Source organism: Cupriavidus mimosae (genome assembly GCF_023952485.1).
Lineage (GTDB): Bacteria > Pseudomonadota > Gammaproteobacteria > Burkholderiales > Burkholderiaceae > Cupriavidus > Cupriavidus taiwanensis_C.
Window position 1 is genome coordinate 47020 of the sequence record NZ_JALHRY010000011.1, and the last position, 21538, is coordinate 68557.

Genomic DNA, 21538 nt, shown 5'->3' on the forward strand with positions numbered 1-21538 from the left:
GACTTGGTTTCGAGCCATGCGGGTCAGACGTCGTATCGCTTGGCTGGGTCATAGGTCTCATCTGGCAGGCCGACGCCGAATACGCGCAGCCGCTCGGCAAACTTGGGATAGACGCCGGTGGCACGGAAATGCCCGCGCACCGTGCCATCCTTGTCCACCCCGGTGCGCTGGAAGGTGAAGATCTCCTGCATGTTGATGATGTCGCCCTCCATGCCGGTGATTTCCGAGATGCTGATGATCTTGCGGCGCCCGTCGGTCAGGCGCGCCGCCTGCACGATCACGGTGATGGCCGAGGCGATCTGCTGGCGCATGGCCTTGGCGGGCATGGTCAAGCCGGCCATGCTGACCATGTTCTCCAGGCGCGTCAGTGCGTCGCGCGGCGTGTTGGCGTGGATCGTGGTGAGCGAGCCTTCGTGGCCCGTGTTCATCGCATTGAGCATGTCAAGCGCTTCGCCGCCGCGCACTTCGCCCAGGATGATGCGGTCAGGACGCATCCGCAGCGCGTTGCGCACCAGTGCGCGCTGGTTGATCTCACCCTTGCCTTCGATATTGGGCGGGCGCGTTTCCAGCCGCAGCACGTGGGGTTGGCGCATCTGCAATTCAGCCGCATCCTCGATGGTGATGACGCGCTCGTCTTCAGGGATGAAGCCCGACAGGATATTGAGCAGCGTGGTTTTGCCGCTGCCGGTGCCGCCCGAGACCAGCACGTTGACCTTGGCGGTCGACAGCGCTTGCAACAGTTGCGCCATCGGCGGCGTCAGGCTACGCAGGTCGACCAGGTCGGTGACCTGCAGCGGATTGACGGCAAAGCGGCGGATCGACAGCAATGGGCCATCGATCGCAGAGGGCGGAATTATTGCATTGACGCGCGAGCCGTCGGGCATGCGCGCATCCACCATCGGGCTGGTTTCGTCGATGCGGCGGCCCATGCGCGAGACGATCTTCTCGATCACCTTCATCAGATGAGCGTCGTCGTAGAACACCACGTCGGTAAGCTCGAGCTTGCCGCGCCGCTCGACGTAGGTCTGGCGCGACGTGTTGACCAGGATGTCGGAGACGGTGGGATCCTTGAGCAGCGGCTCGAGCGGGCCAAAGCCAAACATCTCGTCATAGATTTCAACGGTAAGCTGGCGGCGCTCGTTGTCGTTGAGCAGCACCTTCTGCTCGTCGATAATCAGATTGACCAACGCAGCAATTTCCTGCCGCACCTGCTCCTGCGGAAAGCGCGCGAGGCGCTCCAGCTCGACCCTGTCGAGCACGGTTTCGTGCACATCGCGCTTGAGTGCGTGATAACCGGGCGAGGTCGACGTCCTGGACTGCCCGCCGAATTGAATCGATGCGCTGCCATTGGCGTGGAAGGCGGGTGCGGCGGTGGCCAGCTGTTCGCGAATTGACATGATGGTTCCCCTTGTATTGTGTTCTTGCGCGTTGCCGTGCGTGCTGTGGAATCGCAGCCCGGCGCTCACGTGCTCTTGGCGCGCAGCATCAGCCGACGCAAGGGCGATACCGCCTCGGACCGCACGCGCCGTTCAGCCTCGGGGCTGGCGGCAAGCTGCGTGGCCATCGCCTGCAGTGCCCGTGCAACGCCGCTGCGCCGGCTTAGCTTGGCCACGGGCTCGCCATGGCTGACGGATTCCTCGACCACCGACGGATCGTCGGGCAGTGCGAACGCGACCTTCATCCCGAAGATGTCTTCGATCGACGCGCGCGGCACTTCGTTCTTGCGCCCGGTCCGGTTCAGCACCAGGCGGATCTTGTCGGCGGGATAGCGCAAAGCGCGCAGGATCTCGATCAGACGGCGTCCCGGCGGACCGTAGGCGATGGCGGGTTCGGCGACGACGCAGATGCGGTCGCTGTGGTCGAGCATGCTGAGAGACACCGGATCGATGCTCTGGCCGATATCGAAGATGACGAAGTCGTACTTCGGTTGGAGCACCGACAGGATCCACTCGAGCTTGTCCTTCTGCAGCTGGCTCGCCTTGACCGGATCGCGGGCACCGGCGAGCACGTCAAAGCCGTTCTCTACATGCACCAGGCAGGCTTCCAGGAAGGCGGCATCGGCGCGCTCAATCTGGTCGCAGATGTCGGGAAGGGTGGAAGGGGGCGTCTTGTCGCTGACCAGGTGAGTCAGGTCGCCGAAGTGCCGGTTCAGGTCCACCACCAGCACGCGCTTGCCCAGATGGCGAGCCAGCGCGTCGCCCAGGTTGGCGCAGACGAAGCTGGTGCCGGCGCCGCCCTTGCAGGAGATCACCGAGATGACCTGCGCCGAGTCTTGCTCGCGCGGCACGTGCGTGGCTTCGACGCGCTTGAGTGCCTCGGCGAACTGGGCCTTGTCCAGCGGCCAGGAGAGCACGTCGCGGATGCCTGCACGCATGGCCTTGATCAGCACCTCGGAGTCCGGCGCATGCGTGACGAGGATGCACGGCAGGTCGGGGTGCTGCTGGCGCAGTGTCTCGATTGCCAGCATCTGTCCGGGGCCGACGGCTGACACTTCCAGGATCAGCAGGTCAGCCATGCGCAGGCGGCTGGCATGGAACGGAAAGCGGGCCAGGCTTTCGTGCAGCAATATGGCCTGGAAGTTGCCGACCATGGTGCTGAGCCGGTTGATTTCGGCCAGCCGTTCGGCGTCTTCGGATGCGATCAGGATCTTCAGCATGATGTCCTCGCGGTGCGCTGGTCGGTACGGGTAGGAGGTCTGGGTTCGGATCGGGATGGGTGAGCAGGGCGTCAGCTGCAAACCGTGCCGCCGGTGGCTGTGCGCAGGCTCTCGCGCGTCATGGTGGTGGTGAACGGCGGCATGCCCAGGCTAAGCGGGACCAGCGGTATCACCGTGTTCACCGTGACGCCGGTCACGTTGACACTCACGCTCTGGCAGCTTGCACGCGCGGTTGCCGCATCCGAATCGCAGCCCACGGGTTCATAGGCCAGGCTGATGTTCGAGTTCTGCAGAAGCGGCAGCATCTGTCGCATGCGCGTCTTGATGACGGCGTCGCCGGCGTCGCATACCACCGCCATGCGTGCGCCCAGCCTTGTCGCCTCGGCCGCCGTGTTCCAATAAAACAGCACGCGCGAGAACTCGGCGATGCCAATCAGCAGCGTGAAGAAAACCCCTGCGATCAAGCCGAACTCAACCATGGTGGCGCCTCGCTGGTGTGACGGCGTGCGCGCCGCAAGGCAGGACGGGGCGAACGGTTTCATAGCACTTGCCTCATGACGGTGGTGATGTCGCCGAAGGTCATCCCGGCCACATCGATAAAGGACTGCAGCGGGGTGTAGCCGAAACCGGTAACACGGACCGCCACCAGGTTCACGGTGCCGGCCGGCGTGCCGGCGCCGCCAGGGTTGTCGTAGGTGTTGACGTTATTGAACGACTGGCCGGGACATCCGCTAGCATCCACGCGGTCGCAGATCACCACCATGGAAGTGGTTAGGCCCGGAGCGAGCGTCGCGCCGCTGCAGGCGCTGTTGCCGTACACCGCCAGGCATTTGGCAGCGGCGGCCGGATAGCTGACGTCGTCCGGCGAGAACTGCGAGAGGTAGCGTGCCGCGGTGCGGGTCGCCTTGGTCAACGTGTCGTACTGGTAGATCGCGCGCCCGAATTCAGCCACGCCGCACGCCATCAGCAACATCGGAGCCAGCAGGATGCCGAACTCGACGGCGGCTACACCCCGCTGGCGCTTCGATGCTGGCTGGTGCTGTTGTTTGCGCGACATGAAAAGCCGTTTCATGACCATCTCCTATTGCACGAGCACCGGCACCAGCGGGCCCACGCCGCCACCAGCCCCCGGCATGCCTTGCGTGGCGCAAGGGCTGCCGGGCATGGTCGAGGTGCCGCGGTATTCCAGCCGCACGGTGTCATTGCGGCCGCCCTTCTGCATGGGTTCCACCATGAGCAGGCAAGCCCAGCCGGTGACCGGTACCTTGTGCACGCCGCCGGTGCCGAAGGTGGAGCAATCGACGATCGGCGCAAGTACCAGCCTGCGGTCGGCACCCGCCTCATGCGTGGCCTTGGCCGACGCATTGCCCTGCGTGTCGAGGCCTGTGGTGCCATCGCCCTGGTAGGCGCGGTAAGCACCGCGAGCGGCGAGGAAGTTCGGCTGGGCGTTGCCGAGGCTGTCGCTGGAACTGCCGTTGTACGCGTTGAACTTGGCCGTCCACGTGGCATCCGTATAGGCAAAGCCGGTGAAGTCCGTCACGCCCACGGTCTTGCCGGCTTTGACGATGCCGAAGCGGCTGTTCCATTCGTCGGCCAGCGACGCCTTGTCACCGGTGGTGCCGATCTCGGTGCCGGTGGAAGGGAGGTTGCACTGGCCCGCGCCCTTGAGCTGATTGGCCAGATCCTTGGCACTGCTGCCGCCCGTCAGGTCGGCCCAGCCGAAATTGCCGCCACCGTAGGCCACGCTGTCCTTGTCCGCGGTGCCGGACTTAGTGGTCAGCCACTGGCCGATGGTGTAGCCGCCCGGCACGGGCGGATTGGCCGTATCCGCCCGGCAAACGAACACTGGAATCGCGCAAGCAGTCTGCGCAGAGGTGGTGGTCGCCACAGCGAACGCAGCCACCGTGCTAGGCCCGATATCGATGCCTGGCATGGCATTGAGTACGTGCGCGAACCAGTGCGCGATGCCCACACGGGAAACATCGCAGCGGACGTACTTGATGGTATCGAGTGGGTAGCTGACCGAGTCCTTGTCGAGGAAGGGATTGTCGAGGGAATCGGTATAGGTCACGCTGCTACTGGCGACCAGTTGCACCTGTTCCTGCTGGAACAGGGCTTGGTTGCGCGAGCCGGCGGTGATGCCGGCCGCCTCCGACACGATCAGCGGCGTGGCGCCGGTGAGATCCCGGGCCGCGGCCAAGGCGCATGCGTCGGCACTGTTCTGCAGTTCGCTCTTGGCCACGTACAGCTTGCCCAGATCGAGCGCCAGGCCAACCATGCCGACCAGCACCACGATCACGATGCCCATGATGATGGCCACAGCGCCGCGCTCGCGTGCGCGGCGAGTCGCCAACGTGGTGCCGTGAAACGTGGGTCTGGTCATGATGGTGCTCCCGGTATCGTGGTGATCAACGTGCGCTGCCGCCCATGCCGATGCCGCCGTAGCCACCGGCGCCGAAGTCGATGGTCATGGATTGCGAGCCGCCTTGCTGTGGCTTCGACAGCGAGCGGTCGAAATTGCGCATCGCCGCCACAGCGGTCTTGCCATCGGTACCCGTGACAGTGGGGAGTCCCGCTGGCGCGTCTGGATTGATGATCTGCATCTGCGTGACGGTAGCCAGCGCCACGCCGCGCTGGTGGTCCCACACCGGCGTGGATGTCATGCACGCGGACAGCGTCAGGCTGGCGAGGGTGCCGAGCGCCAGGGTGGTGGGGGCGCGCGAAAGCTTGAGGTTCTTCATGATCGTTCTCCTATGGGCGCGGCAAGTCAGTTGCCGCCCGGGCCGTTGCGCCCTGCGGTGCTGTCGGTAGCGGCCGCCCGGGTGAGCGCAAGACGTGCTGCGGTGGCTTCGATGCGGGCGATGCGCGCGGCGGTGTCCTCGGCCGGCGGGGCGGCCGCAATGCGCGCTACTGGCGCCGGCGCCGTCTTGCCCGGCCTGGGTGCCTCAGCGACGGCCAATGGCATTGCCGCTGGGACGACCGGCTCATTAAGCGGACGGCCGGTGGGCACGGGGCCCATCGATACGGACGTCGGGGCGGCTTCGCTGCGCGGTGCCGATGGCGCGGTGGCAGGTGCTCCAGCAGGTACCGCCGGCTGCGACGGTGCAGGCGCTGGCGCCGGCATCTGCTTGCCGCTGCCTTCCATATTGCCCATGAAATACAGGGACAGCGGATTGGGCGTCGAGAAGCTGTCGGTCGGCAGCGGGTAATTGTTCGTTTGCATGGGCTTGACCAGGCGCGGTGTGATGATGAACACCAACTCGGTCAAGTCTTGCTGGTACTGCGTGCTGCGGAACAGCGTCCCTAGCACGGGTACTTCGCCGGCACCTGGCAGCGCCTTGAGCGAGCCGCGCGCGCTGTCGGTCAGCAGACCGCCGATGGCAAAGCTCTCGCCGTCTCGCATTTGTACGGTCGTGGAGGCGCGGCGGGTGGTGATAACTGGCAGGATGGTCTGGCCTGCGAGGGTGCCACCCCGTATGGTGGCGCCTGTGGGCGACAGTTCGGACACTTCAGGCGCGACCTTCAGATGGATGCGGCCGTTGGCCAGCACGGTGGGCGTGAACTTCAGACCTACACCGAACTCTTCTTCCTGCAGCGTGACGGTGCCGGCTCCGTTCAACACGTTGGACTGCGCCACGGGAATATAGATTTTGCCGCCCGCCAGGAAGCTCGCCTCCTGGCCGCTGATCGTGACCAGGTTCGGTTCTGCCAGTATCTTGACCAAGCTGTCGTTCTTCTGCGCATCCAGTGCGATGTCGAACGGTCGGTTGTTGGCCTTGCTGGCGAAGATCGCGGTCGACGCGCCGGTCAGCAAGGACGTCACCAGTCCGCCGCTCCAGGAACCGAAGCCGCCCTGCAGGTTGACCGTCGAACCAAGCTGGTTCAGCAGTGTCTTGGATACCTCCGCCACCTTGACTTCAAGCATCACCTGCTGCGGTGTGTCGACCGACAGCATGTTCAGCACATTGCCCTTCCTGTTGCCGTTGCCGTCGGCGCTGTGCGCCGCGTTGGCGTAGGCCTGGGCGATTTCCATCGCTTGCTGTGCGGCCTGCGCATTGGTGACGCTGCCCGTCAGCACCAGGTTATCGGCGGCCGTGGTGACGCGGATGCCCGGTTCGCCCGGCAGCAAGTGTCCGAGCGAGGTCTGCAGGCCGCCGGCATCGGCGTTCACCACCACATTGATGATGCTGCACGAGCCGCTGCGGCCCTGCACGATCATGTTGGTAGTGCCGACGCTACGGCCCAGCACATATAGTGTCTGCGGGGACACCATGGTGGCCTGTACCACGTTCGGGTTGCCAAGTGTGCGATTGCGCACGGCTTCGGGTAGCGGGATCAGTTGGGACTTGCCGACCGGCACTACCACGCTGGATTCATTGCGAATCGCTCCCGTGCAGTTCGGCCCCCGCGCCTCCGCAGCCGGCACTGGAGCCGGCGCGTTGTTTTGCGCGACCGCCGCAGGGCCTCCAGGAGTCATGCTGATCGTCATCTGCATGGGACCTGCAGGCGCCTTGGCGGCCGCCGGCGCGGTCGTCTTGGCCAGGTTGCCCGCCTCCATGGCAGCCTGCGCGGCCGCCGCGAGCGGTGTGCAGAGAATGGCGGTCAGCACCAGCATGCGGGTGCCGCCGGCGGTGTTGGTTCGGTTGCGGTTCATTTTGGATCTCCCCCCGGAGCGTGTTGCTTGGCTGGTTTGACGAAAATTGGCCGGTTCGTGGCACGAACGCTCAGAAGCATTCGATGCCGCCCTGCATGCCTGCCAGCACGCCGATGCAGTTGCCGGACCGCGCGGGCTGTGCCGCCACCGTGCGGGTCTTGACCACGGTGCGGGTAGCGGTCTGAGTCACCACCTTGACGGGTGCCGGTTCTGGGGCCTTGCCCAGCAACGTGCCCTTGGTGGCACCGCCGGTGTTGATGTCGGCGACGTCCATCTGGTTACGCAGCACCAGCGACAGCGTGCCCACGCTGCGCGCCACATCCAGCTTCTCTGCCTGCTCCGGCGTGACTTCCAGCGTTACGGCGTTGACCACCTTGGGCTGGGTGTCATCGCGGCTTACCTGCTGCGCCACCGCCAGCACCAGGATCTTCTCCAGCACGATCTTGGAGATGCTGCCGGCCTGCGCGGTCTTGGCTTCTTCATTGGTGTTGACGATCACGTCGACGTAGTTGCCAGGCAATGCGAAGCCTGCCACGCCGACAACATCGTTCACGCGCACCGTGATGGCACGCTTGCCGTCGTTGATCACGGCGGACAGGCCGCCCTTGGTGCCGACCGGCGCGAGCTTGGCGTCGAGGACGGGCTCGCCGCGCTGCAGGCTGGTGCGTACCACGCGGCCTTCCAGCGCTTTGACGTCTTCGAATGCGCCGGGCGGCACGCTGCCCGATGGCCAGCTGACCAGCCGCAACTGACTGCCGTTGAGCGGCTGGCCCAGGTTCAGGTCGACGGTGGCGACGACCACCTGCTTCACCGCGCTCGAAGACTGCTGCACCAGCCAGCGCGACGCCGATACCACTGCCGCTACGCCGGCGACCAGCGCGATCAGCAGCATCAGGATTGCACGTGTGTTCTTCATGATGACTCTCCCTGCAATGGTCCGTTTCGGGTGGTTGCCGTATCAGCCGGCGGCGCGGTTCCCGTCCGGCCAGCGATGGGCCAGGCCGGGCGGCGGGTTCTCGAGTGCCGGTCGCAGTCCGTAATAGCTCTGCCAGGCGTTGAGCAACGCTTCTTCAGTGATGTGCGGAGCGGCGCCGTGGTAGCGCACGTCCGATGCCACCAGCCGAAGCAGGTCCCGCGGGATGCACGCGAGCAGCGGCGTGTCCGCGGAGAAGTGCAGCACCTGTACCAGGAAATCGAGGACGGCATCGCTGCTGGTCAGGCCGAAATCGGTGGCGGTGCGCTGGTACACCTCGCGATAGTCATCCTGGGACAGCGGACCCACGTAGAGCTTGCTGCCGAGCCGGCGCAGGAACGCGTCGTCGGCCAGCTCGGACGGTTCCAGGTTGGTCGAGAACACCGGCCAGACGTCGAACGGCACCGAGAAACGCACGCCCGTGCGCAGGGTGAACATGTCGACATTGCGGTCCAACGGCACGATCCAGCGGTTGAGCAGTTCGGCCACGCCTACCAGCTGGCGGCCCAGGTCGTCGACGATATAGATGCCGTTGTTGGCCTTCATGTGCGGCGGGGCCTGGTAGAAGCCGGAGGTGCTGTCGTAGCGCAGGTCGAGCATCGACAGCGTCAGTTCGCCGCCGGACAGCACCACCGGGCGATGGCACAGGACCCAGCGGCGGTCCAGTGACCGGTGCGCCGGCGATGCCTCGTTGTCGTCGAACGGCTTGTGCACCAGCGGATCGAAGACCTGGATGATTTCGCCGGCCACCGTGATCGCATGCGGCACGGGTACCGCGCCGGGGAGCAGCACGCCCAGGCGCTGCGCCAGAAAGGTCTTGCCGCTGCCTGGCGGGCCGTAGATCATCAGCGCGCGGCAGGTATTGAGGGCCATGCCGATCGCGTCGAGCAGTTGCAGCGGGACGACCAGGTCATGGAACGCCGCCGTGACATCAGCTTTGGTCACCGATGCCTGGGTCACTGAATGCCGCTGCACGGCATCCAGGTAGGCGGCCAGCGTGACTGGCGCCGCTCCGGTGTAGCTGCAGCGCGCCGTGGCTTCGGCCGCGCGGGTATAACCCGCGTCGGTGAGGCGGAAGCGTACGTCGAGGTCGCTGCTGCCGCGATGCGCGATCTCGAGCAGCCGCTCGCGCACCGCCACGGCGGCCACTTCGTTGACTGCGGTAGCTGGCAGCTTCAGCGTGTCGGTCAACACCGCCAGCGTGACGGTGCGATGCAGGTAGGCGGCTTTGAGGAGCAGGCTGAGCAGCAACGAGATATCCAGGCCGGTTTCGGCGATGCTCCGGGGCAGCACATGCCAGGGCGGCACTGGCGCCGAACGGTGGTCGGCGTGCCCGTTGCGGGCGGGCGGCAACGGTTCGAGATGCCGCACTGCATGGCTTGTTTCGTGATGCTCGATCATCGCCGTTCCCCGTTTATATGTGCGCTCGTCAATAGGTGTGTCGTTGATGCGCGCGGTTTTGCTGCATGTGTCATTTGCTGGCAAACAGCACGACTAGCGTGCCTGCTGCAATCGCCACACCGTAGGGCAGCGATCCAACCGATTGTCCATTCGGCCTCGCGCGCACGATGCCCCAGACGTTGCGCAAGACGAGTCCGCCGCTGCGGAACCAGAACACCAGTGCCAGTGCCCAGAGGCCACCTACGAGGAAGGCCACCAGCGCTATCTCGAACGCCATGGCCGCGCCGAGCCACGCGCCCACGGCAGCCATGAGCTTCACATCGCCTGCCGCCATGCCGCGCAGCAAATACAGCGGCAGGAGCACTGCGAGCCCAGTCAGCCAGCCGAGCGACCAGGTCAGGAAGCCATGCCCGAATCCGTGCATCGCAATTTGCGCAGGTATTGCCAGCGCCCATGCGCCGAAGGTCAACCAGTTCGGGATCCGACGGCGCTGCAAGTCGATGGCCGCAGCCGTCAGCACGATTACGATGGTGAGCGGGCCGATGTAGGGAGAGATCGTCGACATGGCAAGTTCCGTTACTCATGGCATCAAGGGCAGGACCGACACCACTAGTTCATAAAGCGTGCGTACCTGGGTGCCCAACATCGTTACTGCGCTCAAGATCACCATGGCGATCAGGGTGCCTAACAGCGCGTACTCGAGCGAAGTCACGCCGCGCTCGTCGTGTTGAAACACCTTGTGAAGCGCATCGGATCGTGGCACGGTCGCCTCCGCAATTTGAACTATCCCATTCCGCTAGTAGCGTGGACCGCCATGCAGTCCACGCCGTTGCCTGATGTCGCTGCTTAGGGCGCTGCCGGTACTACGAGCTTTCCTTGGATATAGTTAAAGATGGTGCTCAGCTGCGTGCCAACGAGCGTGACCGAAGCAATGATCACGACGGCGATCAGCGCGGCGATCAGTCCGTACTCGATGGCGGTAACGCCGTCTTCGTCGCGGACGAACTGCTTCAGGGCTTGCGTGATGAAATGCATGACAATCTCCTTGATGGAAAGGTGCCCTCGCGGGCTTCAGGACTTCTCTGCAACACAACTACGGTTCAGCGTCGAATGAATCGGCTGCTCGGGCGGACGCCCGGCGGGGCACACGTTGCGCAGGCGTGGAACGGCCAGCGCCCGGCGCCTGCCCGTGCGCCGCGCGGGCTGCGCGCCAGCAACCGCCGTTCGGCCGAGGCGTGCATGCAACGTGTCGCGTGATGGGTGTGACCGGCGCGTGCTAGGCTGCGCAGCGGCACGCTGCTGCCGCGGCGCGCACAGAGCGGCTCGTGTGCGTGGCGGCGCGGTATGGCGGGCTGGCGGTCAACTGGCATGGCAAAGCTCCCCTTATGTACTGGTCCACCGGCAATCGCTGTGCTGGCAGTTGCGGAACGCTTGGCGGTGCTCCGCATGCCAGCCATAAGGCAAGGCGTGGGCCAGCCTCACTCAGGCCGTTGCAGCACAAGGCTTTGCGGGTCATGGCACGATCGGACTGACCCGGGCGTGACGGCAAATGGCAGGGTTTCGGGGCGTCCTCGTTGCCACCCGGAAACGGTGGCGGGGCAAGCGATTTCGGATGACGCGACTTTTGGATGAGGGTCGCGCGATAGGGCGACGGTGGACGTCTTCATGGACCGGATGCGCGGCTCAGCCATAAGCATGAGTGCCGGTGCGGTGACTACTGCGCCTGGCTGAGCTTGCGGCCTGCGCGAAGGCGTAGCCAGACCCGACGACCGACAGATGGACGAGGCGCGCGCTTGCCGGCACGGCGTTTCCGCGGAGAAACATGCACTTTGCGCATACGGTGCCGTGATGCTGCCGGACGGGCCGATATCCTGCCCGCAAGCCCTTGTGTACCGTCACTTGGACCCGGTGGCTTACGCGTGATGCAAAAACGAAACGTCGGCGGGCCGTGCGCGATTCGCGCGCACCTCGCGACACCGGTGGCCCCTTGCCGTGCCTTGCGTTAAAGGCGGGGCTCTACAAGACTACGCAAGGACGGGAATCTCCATTTGCCGCAGGCACCGATCGCAATGCATGCACGGACGCCCGCACACACAATAACGGGGGGGCCATGACGCCGATATCCATGCCGCCGGCCACGCGCGGGCGCATAGCCCGCGCAAGCGGCACACATTGGCTCGGGTACGTCCGCCTGCGCCTGTACTCGTATGTGGCGCTGGTTTGCTATGTGCTGTTTTTCGGCATCTGGACGTTCCGCGCCACGGTGCTCGATGTGCCGGGGGTGTTCGACCCTGGCGGCGACTTCGTGGTGTTCTGGAGTGCGGCCAAGCTCGCGCTCGTCAGTGGCGCGGCTGCTCCCTATGACAGCGCCCTGCTGGGCAGGGTCGAGTTTGCCGCTGTGCCCGAGATGGCGCTGGGGTATGAGCCACTACCGTGGCTGTATCCGCCGACCTTCCTGATCTTCGTGATGCCTTTCGGGCTGCTGCCATACGGATTGTCCACGTTCCTGTTTCTCGCGGGGGGCGCGGCTTGGTACGGATGGACGCTGTGCCGCATGCTGCCGCGCGAGGCCTGGCTTGCCGGGCTGGCGTTCCCGGGAATCGCCGTAGTGCTGGCCGCCGGCCAGAATGCGCTTTGGCTGGCCGGTTGCGCGGCGCTGGGTTTGGCCTGCCTGCGCTCGCGCCCGCTGCTAGCCGGCTTCCTTCTTGGCCTGCTCACGGTCAAGCCGCATCTCGCGCTGATGTTTCCGGTGGCGCTGCTGTGCGCGCGCAACTGGCGTGCGCTGGGGGCAATGACAGCCACCGCGCTTGGACTCGCCTTGCTTGCGCTGCTGGCGTTTGGCACCGAGCCCTTTATCGCGTTCATCGGCAATGCCAGCCGCGCCGCCGTTCAGGTGCAGAGTGGTGCGGCGTTGATCGCACGCATGCCGACTGTGTTTGCGGCGGTGCAAATGCTGCATGGCGGCGGGATGTTGGCCTATGCGCTGCACGGCACGGTTGCCACGGCGGCGCTGGCTTCGGTGATCTATGCCTGGGCACGGCCATGCAGTTTCGCGCTGCGCGCGGCGGTGTTGTGCTGCGCCGTGCTGCTGGTGCCAGCTTATCTGTGGGACTACGACCTGGCGCTTCTCGGCCTGGCCATTGCCTGGCTGGGCATGCATGGCCACCTGAACGGCTGGCTGCGTGGGGAGCGCGAGTTGTTGGTGGCGCTGTGGCTGTTGCCGCTATGCGGCATGACAATGGGCGAGCGGCTCGGCTTCCAGCCGATGGCGCTGGGCTTGGTGCTGGCGCTTGGCCTTGGTGTCTTGCGAATCCGCCAGGAGCGGAGCGGCAACGCGGCGCGAGATGCCTAAGGGCGAGGCGCGCTCCATTGCGTGCCATGGAGGAATGGATCATGGCCAACTTTGAATCCCGGCTGCTATCGTTGGTGGTGCCGTTCCATAATGAGGAAGCCGGGCTGTCCGCCTTCTTTGCACGCGTGCTGCCGATCCTCGAATCGATTCCAGCGACGCAATTCGAGATCGTCTGCGTCAATGACGGCAGCACCGACGATACGCTCGCCATGCTGTTGGTGCACGCGCAGGGCGACGCACGCATGCGCGTGATTGATCTCACCCGCAACTTCGGCAAGGAAGCGGCGCTGACCGCGGGCATCGATGAAGCGTCGGGGGATGCAGTGATTCCGATCGACGCCGATCTGCAGGATCCGCCCGAGCTTATCCCCACGCTGGTCCAGTGCTGGCGGCAGGGCGCCGAGGTGGTGCTGGCGCAGCGCGTCAGCCGGGCCACCGATTCATTGCTGAAGCGCATCACGGCGGCGGCCTACTACCGCGTGCACAATTGCCTGTCGGACCTGAAGATTCCCGAGAACGTCGGCGACTTTCGCCTGATGGACCGGACCGTGGTCAATGCCCTCAAGCAATTGCCGGAGCGCCGCCGCTTCATGAAAGGCCTGTTCGCCTGGGTAGGCTACCGCACCGTGATCGTGCCGTACGAGCGCGAGCCCCGCAGCGCCGGGCATTCGAAGTTCTCCGGCTGGCGCCTGTGGAACTTCGCGCTCGAGGGCATCACCAGCTTCAGCACCATGCCGCTGCGCAGCTGGACCTACATCGGCGTGGCGATCGCGCTGGGGGCGTTCGGCTACGGCGCCTTTATCGTGGCGCGCACGCTGGTGCTGGGCATCGATGTGCCGGGCTATGCGTCGCTGCTGTCGGTGCTGCTGTTTCTCGGGGGCATCCAGCTGATCGGCCTCGGCGTGGTGGGCGAGTATGTCGGCCGTATCTACGACGAGGCCAAGGGCCGGCCGATCTATCTGGTGCGGCGCCGCTACCAGGAGACGGGGCAAAGCCGGAACATGGCGTCGGGACGGCGCGTGATCCGCCTCGATCGCGGGCAAGTCAGCAACGGCCGCTGAAGCTCAATGCCACCGGCCCTGGCGCGAATCAGTCGCGGTAAGTCCAGGCCCGGTGCAGCAGGTAGGTGAACACCGGCACGGTCAGCACCACACCTGCCAGCCCGGTCCAATAGCTGGCGCCGAGCCGTTGCGCGGTCCACGAGATCCCCACGGTCAGCGCCAGGCCCAGCAGCGAGACGCCGGCAAAGCGTCGCAGGGTGCGGTGGCGCAAGCGCGAAGAAAAGCTCCACAGGGTATTGAGCAGGTACGAGCACGCCGTCGCGCATACGAAGGCGACGCAGTTGGCCGCCACGGGCGAGGCCTCGAGCGCGTTGATCAGCGTGGCCGTGATGGCGACATGCACGCCGGTCGAGGTGGCGCCGGACAATAGAAAACGCGTGAATTGGCGCAGCCCGGGCGCGGTGCCGCTGGGGTTCACGATGCGCGCAGCACGGCCATCAGCGAAATGCCGAACGGCAGCGAGCCGCGCGCAAGCCAGTGGCGCTCCGCGCGGAACACGCGGTGCAGCACGTGGTTGACCGGCGCGGCCGGCAGGCTGGCGCCGGTCGCGTGGCGGCTGCCACGCAGGCGGTCGCCCATGCGCGCGGCGACGGCCAGCGGAAACAGCATCGTGTTGAAGTACGACATCCTCTCCACGTGCAGGCCACAGCGGCTGGCCAGCTTGTGCAGCGAACGCTTGCTGTAGCGGCGCTGGTGATGCAGGAAGACGTCGTGCGCGCTCCATAGCCACTGGTAGGCGGGCACGGTAATGAAGACCGCGCCGCCCGCCTTCAGCAGCCTGGCCGCGCAGTCGAGCGAGCCGGCATCGTCGGCGATGTGCTCGAGGCAGTCGAGCAGGCAAACCAGGTCGAAGCTGCTCTCGGCGAACGGCATCTGGTCGGGGCACTTGCCATGGCGCAGGTCACAGCCGTCGCCAGCTTTCTCGCGCGCAAGGCGCAGCGCGGTGCCGTCCATTTCCACCGCGCTGACGTGGCCGAACTGCGACAGCATCGCCAGGTTGCCGCCGGTGCCCGCGCCGATCTCAAGGATCGACGCCCGGCGCGGCAAGGCCAGGCCGGAGAGGATGGTGGCGACGATCTCGCGCCGGCCACGGAACCACCAGTGGCTGGCCTCGGTGTCGGCCATTTCAAGGTACGCGTCAGGGGACATGGATCCGATCCTTCAATGGGAGCGTTGAGGTGCTAGCCCTGCACGCAGATCAACCCCAGGTCTCCCTTCTTCACCTGCAGCTTGTAGTCGCGCATCAGCCGGAACAGCGTCACCCGCGAGATCCCGAGTTCGGCGGCCACGTCGATCAGCCGCTCATGGTGCCGCTGCAGCGCTTCGACGATGGCGTTCTGCTCGGCGGCCTCGCGGATTGCGGCCAGCGTTTGCGGGCGATCGTCGGCGGGCGCGGCCAGTTCCAGGTCTTCGGGCTGGATCACGCCGTCTTCGCACATGGCCGCGGCGTGCCGGATGCGGTTGATCAGCTCGCGCACGTTGCCGGGCCAGGTGTGCAGCTGGATCGCGCGCAGCGCCAGCGGCGAGAAGCCGCGGATGCGCGCCGGCGACTGCTTGCGCACGGTGTCGAGCACGTGCTCGGCGATCAGCAGGATGTCGCTGCCGCGTTCGCGCAGCGGGGGCTGGCGCACCCGCAGCACGCACAGCCGGTGGTACAGGTCGCCACGGAAGCGCTCGGCTGCGATCGCGGCCTCCAGGTCGACGTGGGTGGCGGAGATGATGCGCACATCGACTTCGATCGATTCGGTGCCGCCGAGCCGCTCGATGCGCCCGGTCTCCAGGAAGCGCAGCAGGCTGGTCTGGCTTTCGATCGGCATGTCGCCGATCTCATCGAGAAACAGCGTGCCGCCCTGGGCCATTTCGATGCGGCCGGGCTTGCGCTTGGTGGCGCCGGTGAAGGCGCCGCGCTCGTAGCCGAACAGTTCCGACATCAGCAGCGTGGGCGGGATCGCCGCGCAGTTGACCGCGATGAACGGGCGCGAGGCCCGCGCCGAGGCGCGATGGATGGCCTGCGCGGCGAGTTCCTTGCCGGTGCCGGACTCGCCCGAGATCAGCACCGGCGTGTCCCAGCGCGATACCTTCTCGATGCCTCGGAACAGCGACTGCATGGCGGGGCAGCTGCCGATCATGCCGTCGGGGCGCGCCGTGCGGGGGCTTTCATGCTGCGCGCCGGGCCGCAGCCGGGCCATGCCGAGCGCATGGCCCAGGGCCTCGGCCAGGCGCGGGTGGTCGAGCGGCGCGGTGTGGTAGTCGACGAAATACAGGCCGAGCAACCGGCGCGCGGTTTCGCTCAACGCGTGCTGGCCGGCGACGATGCCGATCCAGCCGATATGCCGCTGCGCCAGCCAGGGCTCGAAGGCTTCCAGTTCGGCATCGCCGAAACCGCCTTGCAGGTCCAGCAGCGCGGCAAGGGGCTGAGTGGTCGGCGGCAGTGCCTGCAAGTCCTGCAGGTTCGACGCGAAGCTGATTTTCCAGCCGCGCTGGGCGAACAGCCGGCACAGCGTGGCGTCATGGTGCTGCGACAGGTACAGCAGCGGGCGGTTGGCGTACGCGCTCATGATTATTTCCCCGGATTCTTGTTTTTTGCGGAACTGGCGGCCGGCAAGGCCGGCCGCTCGCTCCGTTGGCTCTAAGGCTTGCGCCGGCGCATCGTGGCGATGCGGCGCGGCGCGCTCCCCAATTTCTGTTGTTCCACCCCGTTTCTTGTCCGGGCGCACCGGCGTGCCGGCTTGCCGCGGGATTCAGGTGGCACGGACCGCTTGCTTGCGCTCGCGGCCCGTGCGCCTGAATGACCTCCGCTTTATCTTGTCGACGCCCATGTCATGGCGGGTGCCGATGCGGGCCAGTTCCTGCCGCGTGGCCCCCGCTTACAGCGCCAGTCCAATTCCCCGCCCTGGGTTGCGGGGGGTCGTCCTGAAACTGACCCTCGGCGAACGCGTGCCAGTGTGTTTGCCGCTTTCGTTTCAGACTTCCCCTTTGTTCCGGGCTTCTGTTCGCGCCAACATATCTGCGACGAATGTGCCAGAGTGGCCTAAGTCATTGAAAATAAAGGAAATGCGCTATTTTGGCGAAGGCATCGCCGGCGCGGGGCGATCCAAAACGTTCCGCTCTTGTTACGCCGAGCGGCCATTTCATGCTGCAATGCAAAAAATCGATCCGCGACAAAGCAACGTATCGGGCACGGAATCCTCGGCGAAGGTGCAGGATGGCGCATTTTCAGCGTGCGGTGCCCACCTGAACGAGGGAGTGCAAAATTTGAAACACGCGCGGCGGAGGGCTCCGATACTGCACCTCACCGCCCCGCAAAACAGTTTCATTTCCGTTACAAGCATTTGAAGGGCATACATCTTCCGCCGACACGGGGCGACCGCGCCGACCTCAGCCTTTTGGTGTCGCGCACTCGCCGGCAGCGAGCATGGGATGGAGAAAACCGGCGCGTTGACAGGCCTTCGGACGAATCGCGGCTGGGCGACTCAGCCGCTTCTCATCTGTTTGGATGGGCAGGGCAAGATTTCCACGCAGGCTGGCACGCGGGGTCAAATGGTTGCATCCGTGAAACTCGGACACCATGCCGACGATGCGGCGCGGTCCTGGCGCGGTACGGGGCGGGTGGGACCTGGCAGGCGCCAAGCCTTTGATTTCGCGGGCTTAGACGAAAATGATTCGTATTGCCAACATCGCGGCGCCAAACAATTTCACGGATGAAACTGTCCGGCATTGCCGGCGGCGACCGCGGTCGCTTGTGCGCCTTCCTGACGCACCTGTTCCTGCAGCCAGGCATGAAACTGCTGGATGGCCTTCTCGCGCGGGTTGCCTTCGCGCCAGGTCACCCAGTAGTGCAGGCTCGACGGAATCCGCGTGGGGCCGATCTGCACAAGCTCGCCGCTGGCCAGGTAGTCGTGCGCCAGTTGTGCGCGCGCGGTCGCCACGCCCAGGCCGGCCACGGCCGACTGCAGCATCAGGCCGGCGTCCTGGAAAATCGGACCGCGCTCGGGTTCGTCGCCGGGCAGGCCGGCGGCCTCGAGCCAGTCGCGCCAGGGTCGCAGGGCAAAGCGCAGCATCGGCAGGCGCGGCACGTCGGCCAGCGTAAAGCCCGGGTAGCGCGCCAGCAGCGCTGGGCTGGCCACTGCGATCACGTGGTCTTCGATCAGGTTGTGGCACTCGAAGCCAGGCAGGTCGATGCGCTGGTGCCAGATGCCGACATCAACGCTGTACGGGTCCGGGGGCGTGATCTCCGCATGCAGCCGCAGGTGCAGGTCCAGCGCAGGCACCTGGGCATGCAGGCTGGGCAGCCGGCGGATCAGCCAGGCATTGGCCAGGTCGGCCATCACGCTGACCTGCAGCCGGATCACCGGCGGCCCGGCGCGGTTGCCGGCCTCGCGCAGCGCGCTTTCGATGTCGTCGAGGGCGCCGCGCACCTGTTCGGCCAGCCGCGCGCCCACGCTGGTGGGCGCCATCTGGCTGCCGCTGCGCTGGAACAGCTTGGTGCCGAGGCTGGTTTCAAGCGCGCGGACGTGATGGCTGATGGCGCTGTGGGTCAGGGCCAGCTCCTCGGCCGCGCGCGAGAAGCTGCGGTGGCGCGCGGCGGCCTCCAGTGCACGCAGCGCTTGCAGCGGCGGCAGATGGACGGGGCGTTGGGCGGGGCTGGCGGGGGCTTTGGCCATGGCCGTCAAATTTTACTCACAATTGCCGCGGGTATCTTTCGTTGGCCTTGCACCGGGATGGCGAAGACAATGCATGCCATCATGACGACTTCGACTTCAAACTTGTCTTCCGTGCCCTCGCAGCCTTCGCATCCGCAAACGGCCGCCGGTGCGGCGGCCAGCGCGCGCTGGCGCGTGCTGGCGGTGTTTTCGCTGGGCTTCCTGGTGTCCTATGTGTTTCGCGGCGTCAACCTGGGCTTCGCGCCGCACCTGACGCGCGAACTCGGCCTCAATGCCGGCGACCTGGGCCTGCTCACCAGCTTCTATTTCCTTGGCTTTGCCTGCGCCCAGCTGCCGGCGGGCATCCTGCTGGACCGCTACGGCCCGCGCCGCACCGAGGCGGTGATGCTGCTGGTGGCGGTGGCCGGCTCGCTGGTGTTCGCGCTCGCGCCCGGCATGGCCGGGCTGGCCGCGGGCCGGCTGTTGATCGGCGTGGGCGTGTCGGTGTGCCTGGGCGCTGCCATCCAGGCGCTGTCGATGTGGTTCCCGCTGTCGCGCATGCCCTTGCTCAACGGCGTGGTGATGGCCATCGGCGGCCTTGGCGCGGTGCTCGTCGGCACGCCACTGACTTGGCTGCTGTCATATACCGACTGGCGCACGGTCAGCATCGGCCTCGCCTGCGTGTCGCTGGCGATGGCGGCGCTGCTGTGGTTCAGCGCGCCCGACAAGCCCCGCGTCGGCAAGGAAAGCCTGCGCGAGCAGTTGCGCGGCACGCGCCAGATCCTGGGCAGCGAGCGCTTCTGGCGCGTGGTGCCGCTGACGCTGCTCAACCAGGGCGTATTCCTGGCGGTGCAGACGCTGTGGGTGGGCGCCTTCCTGCGCGATGTGTCCGGCTACGACGCGGGCACCAGCGCGCGGCTGGTATCGGTGATCGGCTTTGCCATGATGGCGGGCTGCGTTGGCTCCGGCTGGGCCGCGCGCCACCTGGAGCGCCTGGGCGTGAGTCTCTTTGCCTTTGCCGGCGCCGGCATGACCGGCTTTATCGTGATCCAGCTGCTGCTGATGGCGCAGGTGCCGCTGCCGGCGGTGCTGCTGTGGGCCGCCTATGGCGTGTTCGGCTCGAGCGGCATCCTGACCTATGCGGTGCTGGCGCGCAGCTTTCCCGATGCACTGATCGGCCGCGCCACCACGGCGCTGACACTGACGGTGTTCCTGTCGACCTTTGCCTGCCAGGTGGGCGTCGGCTTCGTGCTGGATCTGTGGCCCGCGACCGGCGGCCATTACCCCAAGGCGGCGCACCTGGCGGCGTGGTCCGGCCTGGTGGCGCTGCAGGTGCTGGCGGCGGTGTGGTATGCGATCGGCGGGCGGCGCGCGCGCCGCGAGGCGGCTGCGGCCCGCTGATCGGGGCGGGTCCGGTTAAAGAAACACCGGCCGATCATCCAGCTCGTTCGGATTATGCCCGCCGTCCGACGGGAAGTGCGTCGCCAGCAGGCCATGGATGCGCGCCACCGTGACCAGCACCGGCCGCACCGACAGGTCCTGCCTGAGCCCTTGCGCCAGTTCATCGCACAGTTCGCGCCAGGTGGCGGGCCCCACGCTGGCGTCGATGCCGCGGTCGGCCAGCAGTTCGACGGCATGGTCGGCCAGGTTGATGTAGAGCAGCACGCCGGTCTTGTCCGCGGTGTTCCAGACCTCGAGGGCGCCGAACAGGAAGCGCGCGCGCTCGCGCGGCGTGACCCCGGCCCAGGCCTCGCCGACCGGCAGGCTGGCTTCGATCACCACGCGGATCTCGCCGCGGTGGCTGGATTCGCCGGCATGCACGGCCTGGTGCAGTTGCTGTTGCGCGTCCGGCGGGAAGTGCCTGCGCGCAGTGCCGGCGGTGGTGGCGATATGGTGCAGGGCGCGTTTGAGATGCGGCATGGTTGTCGTTCCTCGTGCTGTCACCAGTTGCCGGACGCGCCGCCGCCGTCGAAGCCGCCGCCGCCGCCACCACCAAAGCCACCGCCGCTGTCACCGCCCCCGCCGAAGCCGCCGCCCCAGCCGCCGCTGCGCCGGCCCCAGTCCTGCCCCATGGTGTAGCCGCCCAGGCCGCCGAGGCCGCCCGCGATTACGTCGCGGCCGCGCCGGGTGGTGACGATCTGCGGCCCGCGCCGGCGCAGGATCGCGCTCAGGAAGAAGAACACGATGATCGCCAGCGGCAGCAGCGCCGGCAGCCATTCATCCAGCGCCGACGCTTGCTGCGCCTTGCGCTGCGGCGCCGCCAGGCCTTCCTTGTCGATGGTGGCCTGGATTGCCGAGATGCCGGCCGCGAGCCCGCCGTAGAAGTCGTTCTGGCGGAAGTGCGGCGCCATCACGTCCTGCAGGATGCGCTTGGACATGGCGTCGGTCAGCGAGCCCTGCACGCCCCGGCCCACCTCCAGCCGCATCTTGCGCAGGCCAGGCGGGTTGTCCTTGGCGATCAGCACGATCACGCCGTCGTCGATGCCCTGGCGCCCGGCGCGCCAGGCATCGGCCACGCGGATGCTGTAGGCGTCGATCGGCTCCGGATCGGTGGTGGGCACCATCAGCACGAAGATCTGGCTGCCGCGCTGCTGCTCGTATTCGGCCAGCACGTTTTCCAGCGCGCCGCGCTGCTGCGGCGTCAGCGTGCCGGTCAGGTCGGTGACGCGCTGGGTCAGCGGCGGCACCGCGACGAAGCCGTCGGCCGCCAGCGCCGGACCGCCCACCAGGGCCGCCAGCCACAGCAGGGCGGCGGCTAGCCAGCCGTGCAGGTGGAACCAACGCCGGGGGTGGCGCAT

At 66.5% G+C, this 21538-nt stretch carries 22 protein-coding genes; 4 read left to right on the forward strand and 18 right to left on the reverse strand.

Annotated features, from left to right (window positions below; translation table 11 throughout):
- Positions 1–23: 23 nt before the first annotated feature.
- The 12 genes from MKD50_RS20240 to MKD50_RS20295 form a co-directional block, all read right to left on the reverse strand.
- A complete protein-coding gene (locus MKD50_RS20240; RefSeq protein WP_252668429.1) occupies positions 24–1397 on the reverse strand; it encodes a TadA family conjugal transfer-associated ATPase in 1374 nt (457 codons plus the stop codon).
- A gap of 65 nt (positions 1398–1462) precedes the next feature.
- On the reverse strand, positions 1463–2656 hold the full coding sequence (locus MKD50_RS20245; protein WP_018007134.1) for a CpaE/TadZ family protein: 1194 nt from the start codon (positions 2654–2656) through the stop codon (positions 1463–1465).
- Between the two features lie 71 nt (positions 2657–2727).
- The gene (locus MKD50_RS20250) at positions 2728–3198 is read right to left on the reverse strand and encodes a TadE/TadG family type IV pilus assembly protein (protein WP_252668430.1); all 471 of its coding nucleotides are present in this window, start codon (positions 3196–3198) and stop codon (positions 2728–2730) included.
- Complete coding sequence (locus MKD50_RS20255; RefSeq protein ID WP_252668431.1) at positions 3195–3728, reverse strand: TadE/TadG family type IV pilus assembly protein; 534 nt, start codon at positions 3726–3728, stop codon at positions 3195–3197. Before MKD50_RS20255 ends, MKD50_RS20250 begins: the two co-directional genes overlap by 4 nt.
- A gap of 9 nt (positions 3729–3737) precedes the next feature.
- The gene (locus MKD50_RS20260) at positions 3738–5039 is read right to left on the reverse strand and encodes a TadE/TadG family type IV pilus assembly protein (protein ID WP_252668432.1); all 1302 of its coding nucleotides are present in this window, start codon (positions 5037–5039) and stop codon (positions 3738–3740) included.
- A 25-nt stretch (positions 5040–5064) separates the two neighbouring features.
- The gene (locus MKD50_RS20265) at positions 5065–5400 is read right to left on the reverse strand and encodes a hypothetical protein (RefSeq protein WP_371925382.1); all 336 of its coding nucleotides are present in this window, start codon (positions 5398–5400) and stop codon (positions 5065–5067) included.
- 23 nt (positions 5401–5423) lie between these two features.
- On the reverse strand, positions 5424–7310 hold the full coding sequence (locus MKD50_RS20270) for a type II and III secretion system protein family protein (protein ID WP_252668434.1): 1887 nt from the start codon (positions 7308–7310) through the stop codon (positions 5424–5426).
- A gap of 70 nt (positions 7311–7380) precedes the next feature.
- On the reverse strand, positions 7381–8226 hold the full coding sequence (gene cpaB / locus MKD50_RS20275; protein WP_252668436.1) for a Flp pilus assembly protein CpaB: 846 nt from the start codon (positions 8224–8226) through the stop codon (positions 7381–7383).
- A gap of 42 nt (positions 8227–8268) precedes the next feature.
- Positions 8269–9684, reverse strand: coding sequence for a DUF8689 domain-containing protein (locus tag MKD50_RS20280; RefSeq protein ID WP_252668438.1), 1416 nt, complete (start codon positions 9682–9684; stop codon positions 8269–8271).
- A gap of 70 nt (positions 9685–9754) precedes the next feature.
- A complete protein-coding gene (locus MKD50_RS20285; protein WP_252668440.1) occupies positions 9755–10249 on the reverse strand; it encodes an A24 family peptidase in 495 nt (164 codons plus the stop codon).
- Between the two features lie 15 nt (positions 10250–10264).
- Positions 10265–10447 (reverse strand): Flp family type IVb pilin, encoded by a 183-nt coding sequence (locus tag MKD50_RS20290; RefSeq protein ID WP_252668441.1) that lies wholly within the window; start codon positions 10445–10447, stop codon positions 10265–10267.
- A gap of 83 nt (positions 10448–10530) precedes the next feature.
- Positions 10531–10719 (reverse strand): Flp family type IVb pilin, encoded by a 189-nt coding sequence (locus tag MKD50_RS20295; RefSeq protein ID WP_252668442.1) that lies wholly within the window; start codon positions 10717–10719, stop codon positions 10531–10533.
- A gap of 1090 nt (positions 10720–11809) precedes the next feature.
- Here MKD50_RS20295 and MKD50_RS20300 point away from each other — a divergent pair.
- Both MKD50_RS20300 and MKD50_RS20305 read left to right on the forward strand, forming a co-directional pair.
- Positions 11810–13036, forward strand: a complete 1227-nt coding sequence (locus MKD50_RS20300) for a glycosyltransferase family 87 protein (protein WP_252668443.1) — start codon at positions 11810–11812, stop codon at positions 13034–13036.
- 41 nt (positions 13037–13077) lie between these two features.
- Positions 13078–14097, forward strand: coding sequence for a glycosyltransferase family 2 protein (locus MKD50_RS20305; protein WP_252668444.1), 1020 nt, complete (start codon positions 13078–13080; stop codon positions 14095–14097).
- 28 nt (positions 14098–14125) lie between these two features.
- Here the strand turns inward: MKD50_RS20305 and MKD50_RS20310 are convergent, their stop codons facing one another.
- Genes MKD50_RS20310 through MKD50_RS20320 form a run of 3 tightly spaced genes read right to left on the reverse strand, consistent with a single transcriptional unit; the run spans position 14126 to position 16655 of the window.
- A complete protein-coding gene (locus tag MKD50_RS20310; protein ID WP_252668445.1) occupies positions 14126–14515 on the reverse strand; it encodes a GtrA family protein in 390 nt (129 codons plus the stop codon).
- On the reverse strand, positions 14512–15246 hold the full coding sequence (locus tag MKD50_RS20315; protein ID WP_115706240.1) for a class I SAM-dependent methyltransferase: 735 nt from the start codon (positions 15244–15246) through the stop codon (positions 14512–14514). Before MKD50_RS20315 ends, MKD50_RS20310 begins: the two co-directional genes overlap by 4 nt.
- 32 nt (positions 15247–15278) lie before the next feature.
- Positions 15279–16655, reverse strand: a complete 1377-nt coding sequence (locus tag MKD50_RS20320) for a sigma-54 dependent transcriptional regulator (RefSeq protein ID WP_240073849.1) — start codon at positions 16653–16655, stop codon at positions 15279–15281.
- A 496-nt stretch (positions 16656–17151) separates the two neighbouring features.
- Here MKD50_RS20320 and MKD50_RS20325 point away from each other — a divergent pair, with 496 nt between their 5' ends.
- Complete coding sequence (locus tag MKD50_RS20325) at positions 17152–17433, forward strand: hypothetical protein (RefSeq protein WP_252668446.1); 282 nt, start codon at positions 17152–17154, stop codon at positions 17431–17433.
- 359 nt (positions 17434–17792) lie between these two features.
- On the opposite strand, the gene MKD50_RS20330 is transcribed toward MKD50_RS20325, so the two are convergent.
- A complete protein-coding gene (locus tag MKD50_RS20330) occupies positions 17793–18761 on the reverse strand; it encodes a LysR substrate-binding domain-containing protein (protein ID WP_252668447.1) in 969 nt (322 codons plus the stop codon).
- An 81-nt stretch (positions 18762–18842) separates the two neighbouring features.
- Here MKD50_RS20330 and MKD50_RS20335 point away from each other — a divergent pair, with 81 nt between their 5' ends.
- The gene (locus tag MKD50_RS20335) at positions 18843–20141 is read left to right on the forward strand and encodes an MFS transporter (protein WP_252668448.1); all 1299 of its coding nucleotides are present in this window, start codon (positions 18843–18845) and stop codon (positions 20139–20141) included.
- Between the two features lie 15 nt (positions 20142–20156).
- Here the strand turns inward: MKD50_RS20335 and MKD50_RS20340 are convergent, their stop codons facing one another.
- Both MKD50_RS20340 and MKD50_RS20345 read right to left on the reverse strand, forming a co-directional pair.
- Positions 20157–20660, reverse strand: a complete 504-nt coding sequence (locus tag MKD50_RS20340; RefSeq protein ID WP_252668449.1) for a TPM domain-containing protein — start codon at positions 20658–20660, stop codon at positions 20157–20159.
- Between the two features lie 20 nt (positions 20661–20680).
- On the reverse strand, positions 20681–21538 hold the full coding sequence (locus MKD50_RS20345; protein ID WP_252668450.1) for a TPM domain-containing protein: 858 nt from the start codon (positions 21536–21538) through the stop codon (positions 20681–20683).

What these genes read in the sequence shown, in the direction of transcription:
- MKD50_RS20240 (WP_252668429.1), bottom strand. Translation starts at nt 1,397, where the DNA reads ATGTCAATTCGCGAACAGCTGGCCACCGCCGCACCCGCCTTCCACGCC.
- MKD50_RS20245 (WP_018007134.1), bottom strand. Translation starts at nt 2,656, where the DNA reads ATGCTGAAGATCCTGATCGCATCCGAAGACGCCGAACGGCTGGCCGAA.
- MKD50_RS20250 (WP_252668430.1), bottom strand. Translation starts at nt 3,198, where the DNA reads ATGAAACCGTTCGCCCCGTCCTGCCTTGCGGCGCGCACGCCGTCACAC.
- MKD50_RS20255 (WP_252668431.1), bottom strand. Translation starts at nt 3,728, where the DNA reads ATGAAACGGCTTTTCATGTCGCGCAAACAACAGCACCAGCCAGCATCG.
- MKD50_RS20260 (WP_252668432.1), bottom strand. Translation starts at nt 5,039, where the DNA reads ATGACCAGACCCACGTTTCACGGCACCACGTTGGCGACTCGCCGCGCA.
- MKD50_RS20270 (WP_252668434.1), bottom strand. Translation starts at nt 7,310, where the DNA reads ATGAACCGCAACCGAACCAACACCGCCGGCGGCACCCGCATGCTGGTG.
- cpaB (WP_252668436.1), bottom strand. Translation starts at nt 8,226, where the DNA reads ATGAAGAACACACGTGCAATCCTGATGCTGCTGATCGCGCTGGTCGCC.
- MKD50_RS20280 (WP_252668438.1), bottom strand. Translation starts at nt 9,684, where the DNA reads ATGATCGAGCATCACGAAACAAGCCATGCAGTGCGGCATCTCGAACCG.
- MKD50_RS20285 (WP_252668440.1), bottom strand. Translation starts at nt 10,249, where the DNA reads ATGTCGACGATCTCTCCCTACATCGGCCCGCTCACCATCGTAATCGTG.
- MKD50_RS20295 (WP_252668442.1), bottom strand. Translation starts at nt 10,719, where the DNA reads ATGCATTTCATCACGCAAGCCCTGAAGCAGTTCGTCCGCGACGAAGAC.
- MKD50_RS20300 (WP_252668443.1), top strand. Translation starts at nt 11,810, where the DNA reads ATGCCGCCGGCCACGCGCGGGCGCATAGCCCGCGCAAGCGGCACACAT.
- MKD50_RS20305 (WP_252668444.1), top strand. Translation starts at nt 13,078, where the DNA reads ATGGCCAACTTTGAATCCCGGCTGCTATCGTTGGTGGTGCCGTTCCAT.
- MKD50_RS20315 (WP_115706240.1), bottom strand. Translation starts at nt 15,246, where the DNA reads ATGTCCCCTGACGCGTACCTTGAAATGGCCGACACCGAGGCCAGCCAC.
- MKD50_RS20320 (WP_240073849.1), bottom strand. Translation starts at nt 16,655, where the DNA reads ATGAGCGCGTACGCCAACCGCCCGCTGCTGTACCTGTCGCAGCACCAT.
- MKD50_RS20325 (WP_252668446.1), top strand. Translation starts at nt 17,152, where the DNA reads ATGCGCTATTTTGGCGAAGGCATCGCCGGCGCGGGGCGATCCAAAACG.
- MKD50_RS20330 (WP_252668447.1), bottom strand. Translation starts at nt 18,761, where the DNA reads ATGGCCAAAGCCCCCGCCAGCCCCGCCCAACGCCCCGTCCATCTGCCG.
- MKD50_RS20335 (WP_252668448.1), top strand. Translation starts at nt 18,843, where the DNA reads ATGACGACTTCGACTTCAAACTTGTCTTCCGTGCCCTCGCAGCCTTCG.
- MKD50_RS20340 (WP_252668449.1), bottom strand. Translation starts at nt 20,660, where the DNA reads ATGCCGCATCTCAAACGCGCCCTGCACCATATCGCCACCACCGCCGGC.
- MKD50_RS20345 (WP_252668450.1), bottom strand. Translation starts at nt 21,538, where the DNA reads ATGCGCCACCCCCGGCGTTGGTTCCACCTGCACGGCTGGCTAGCCGCC.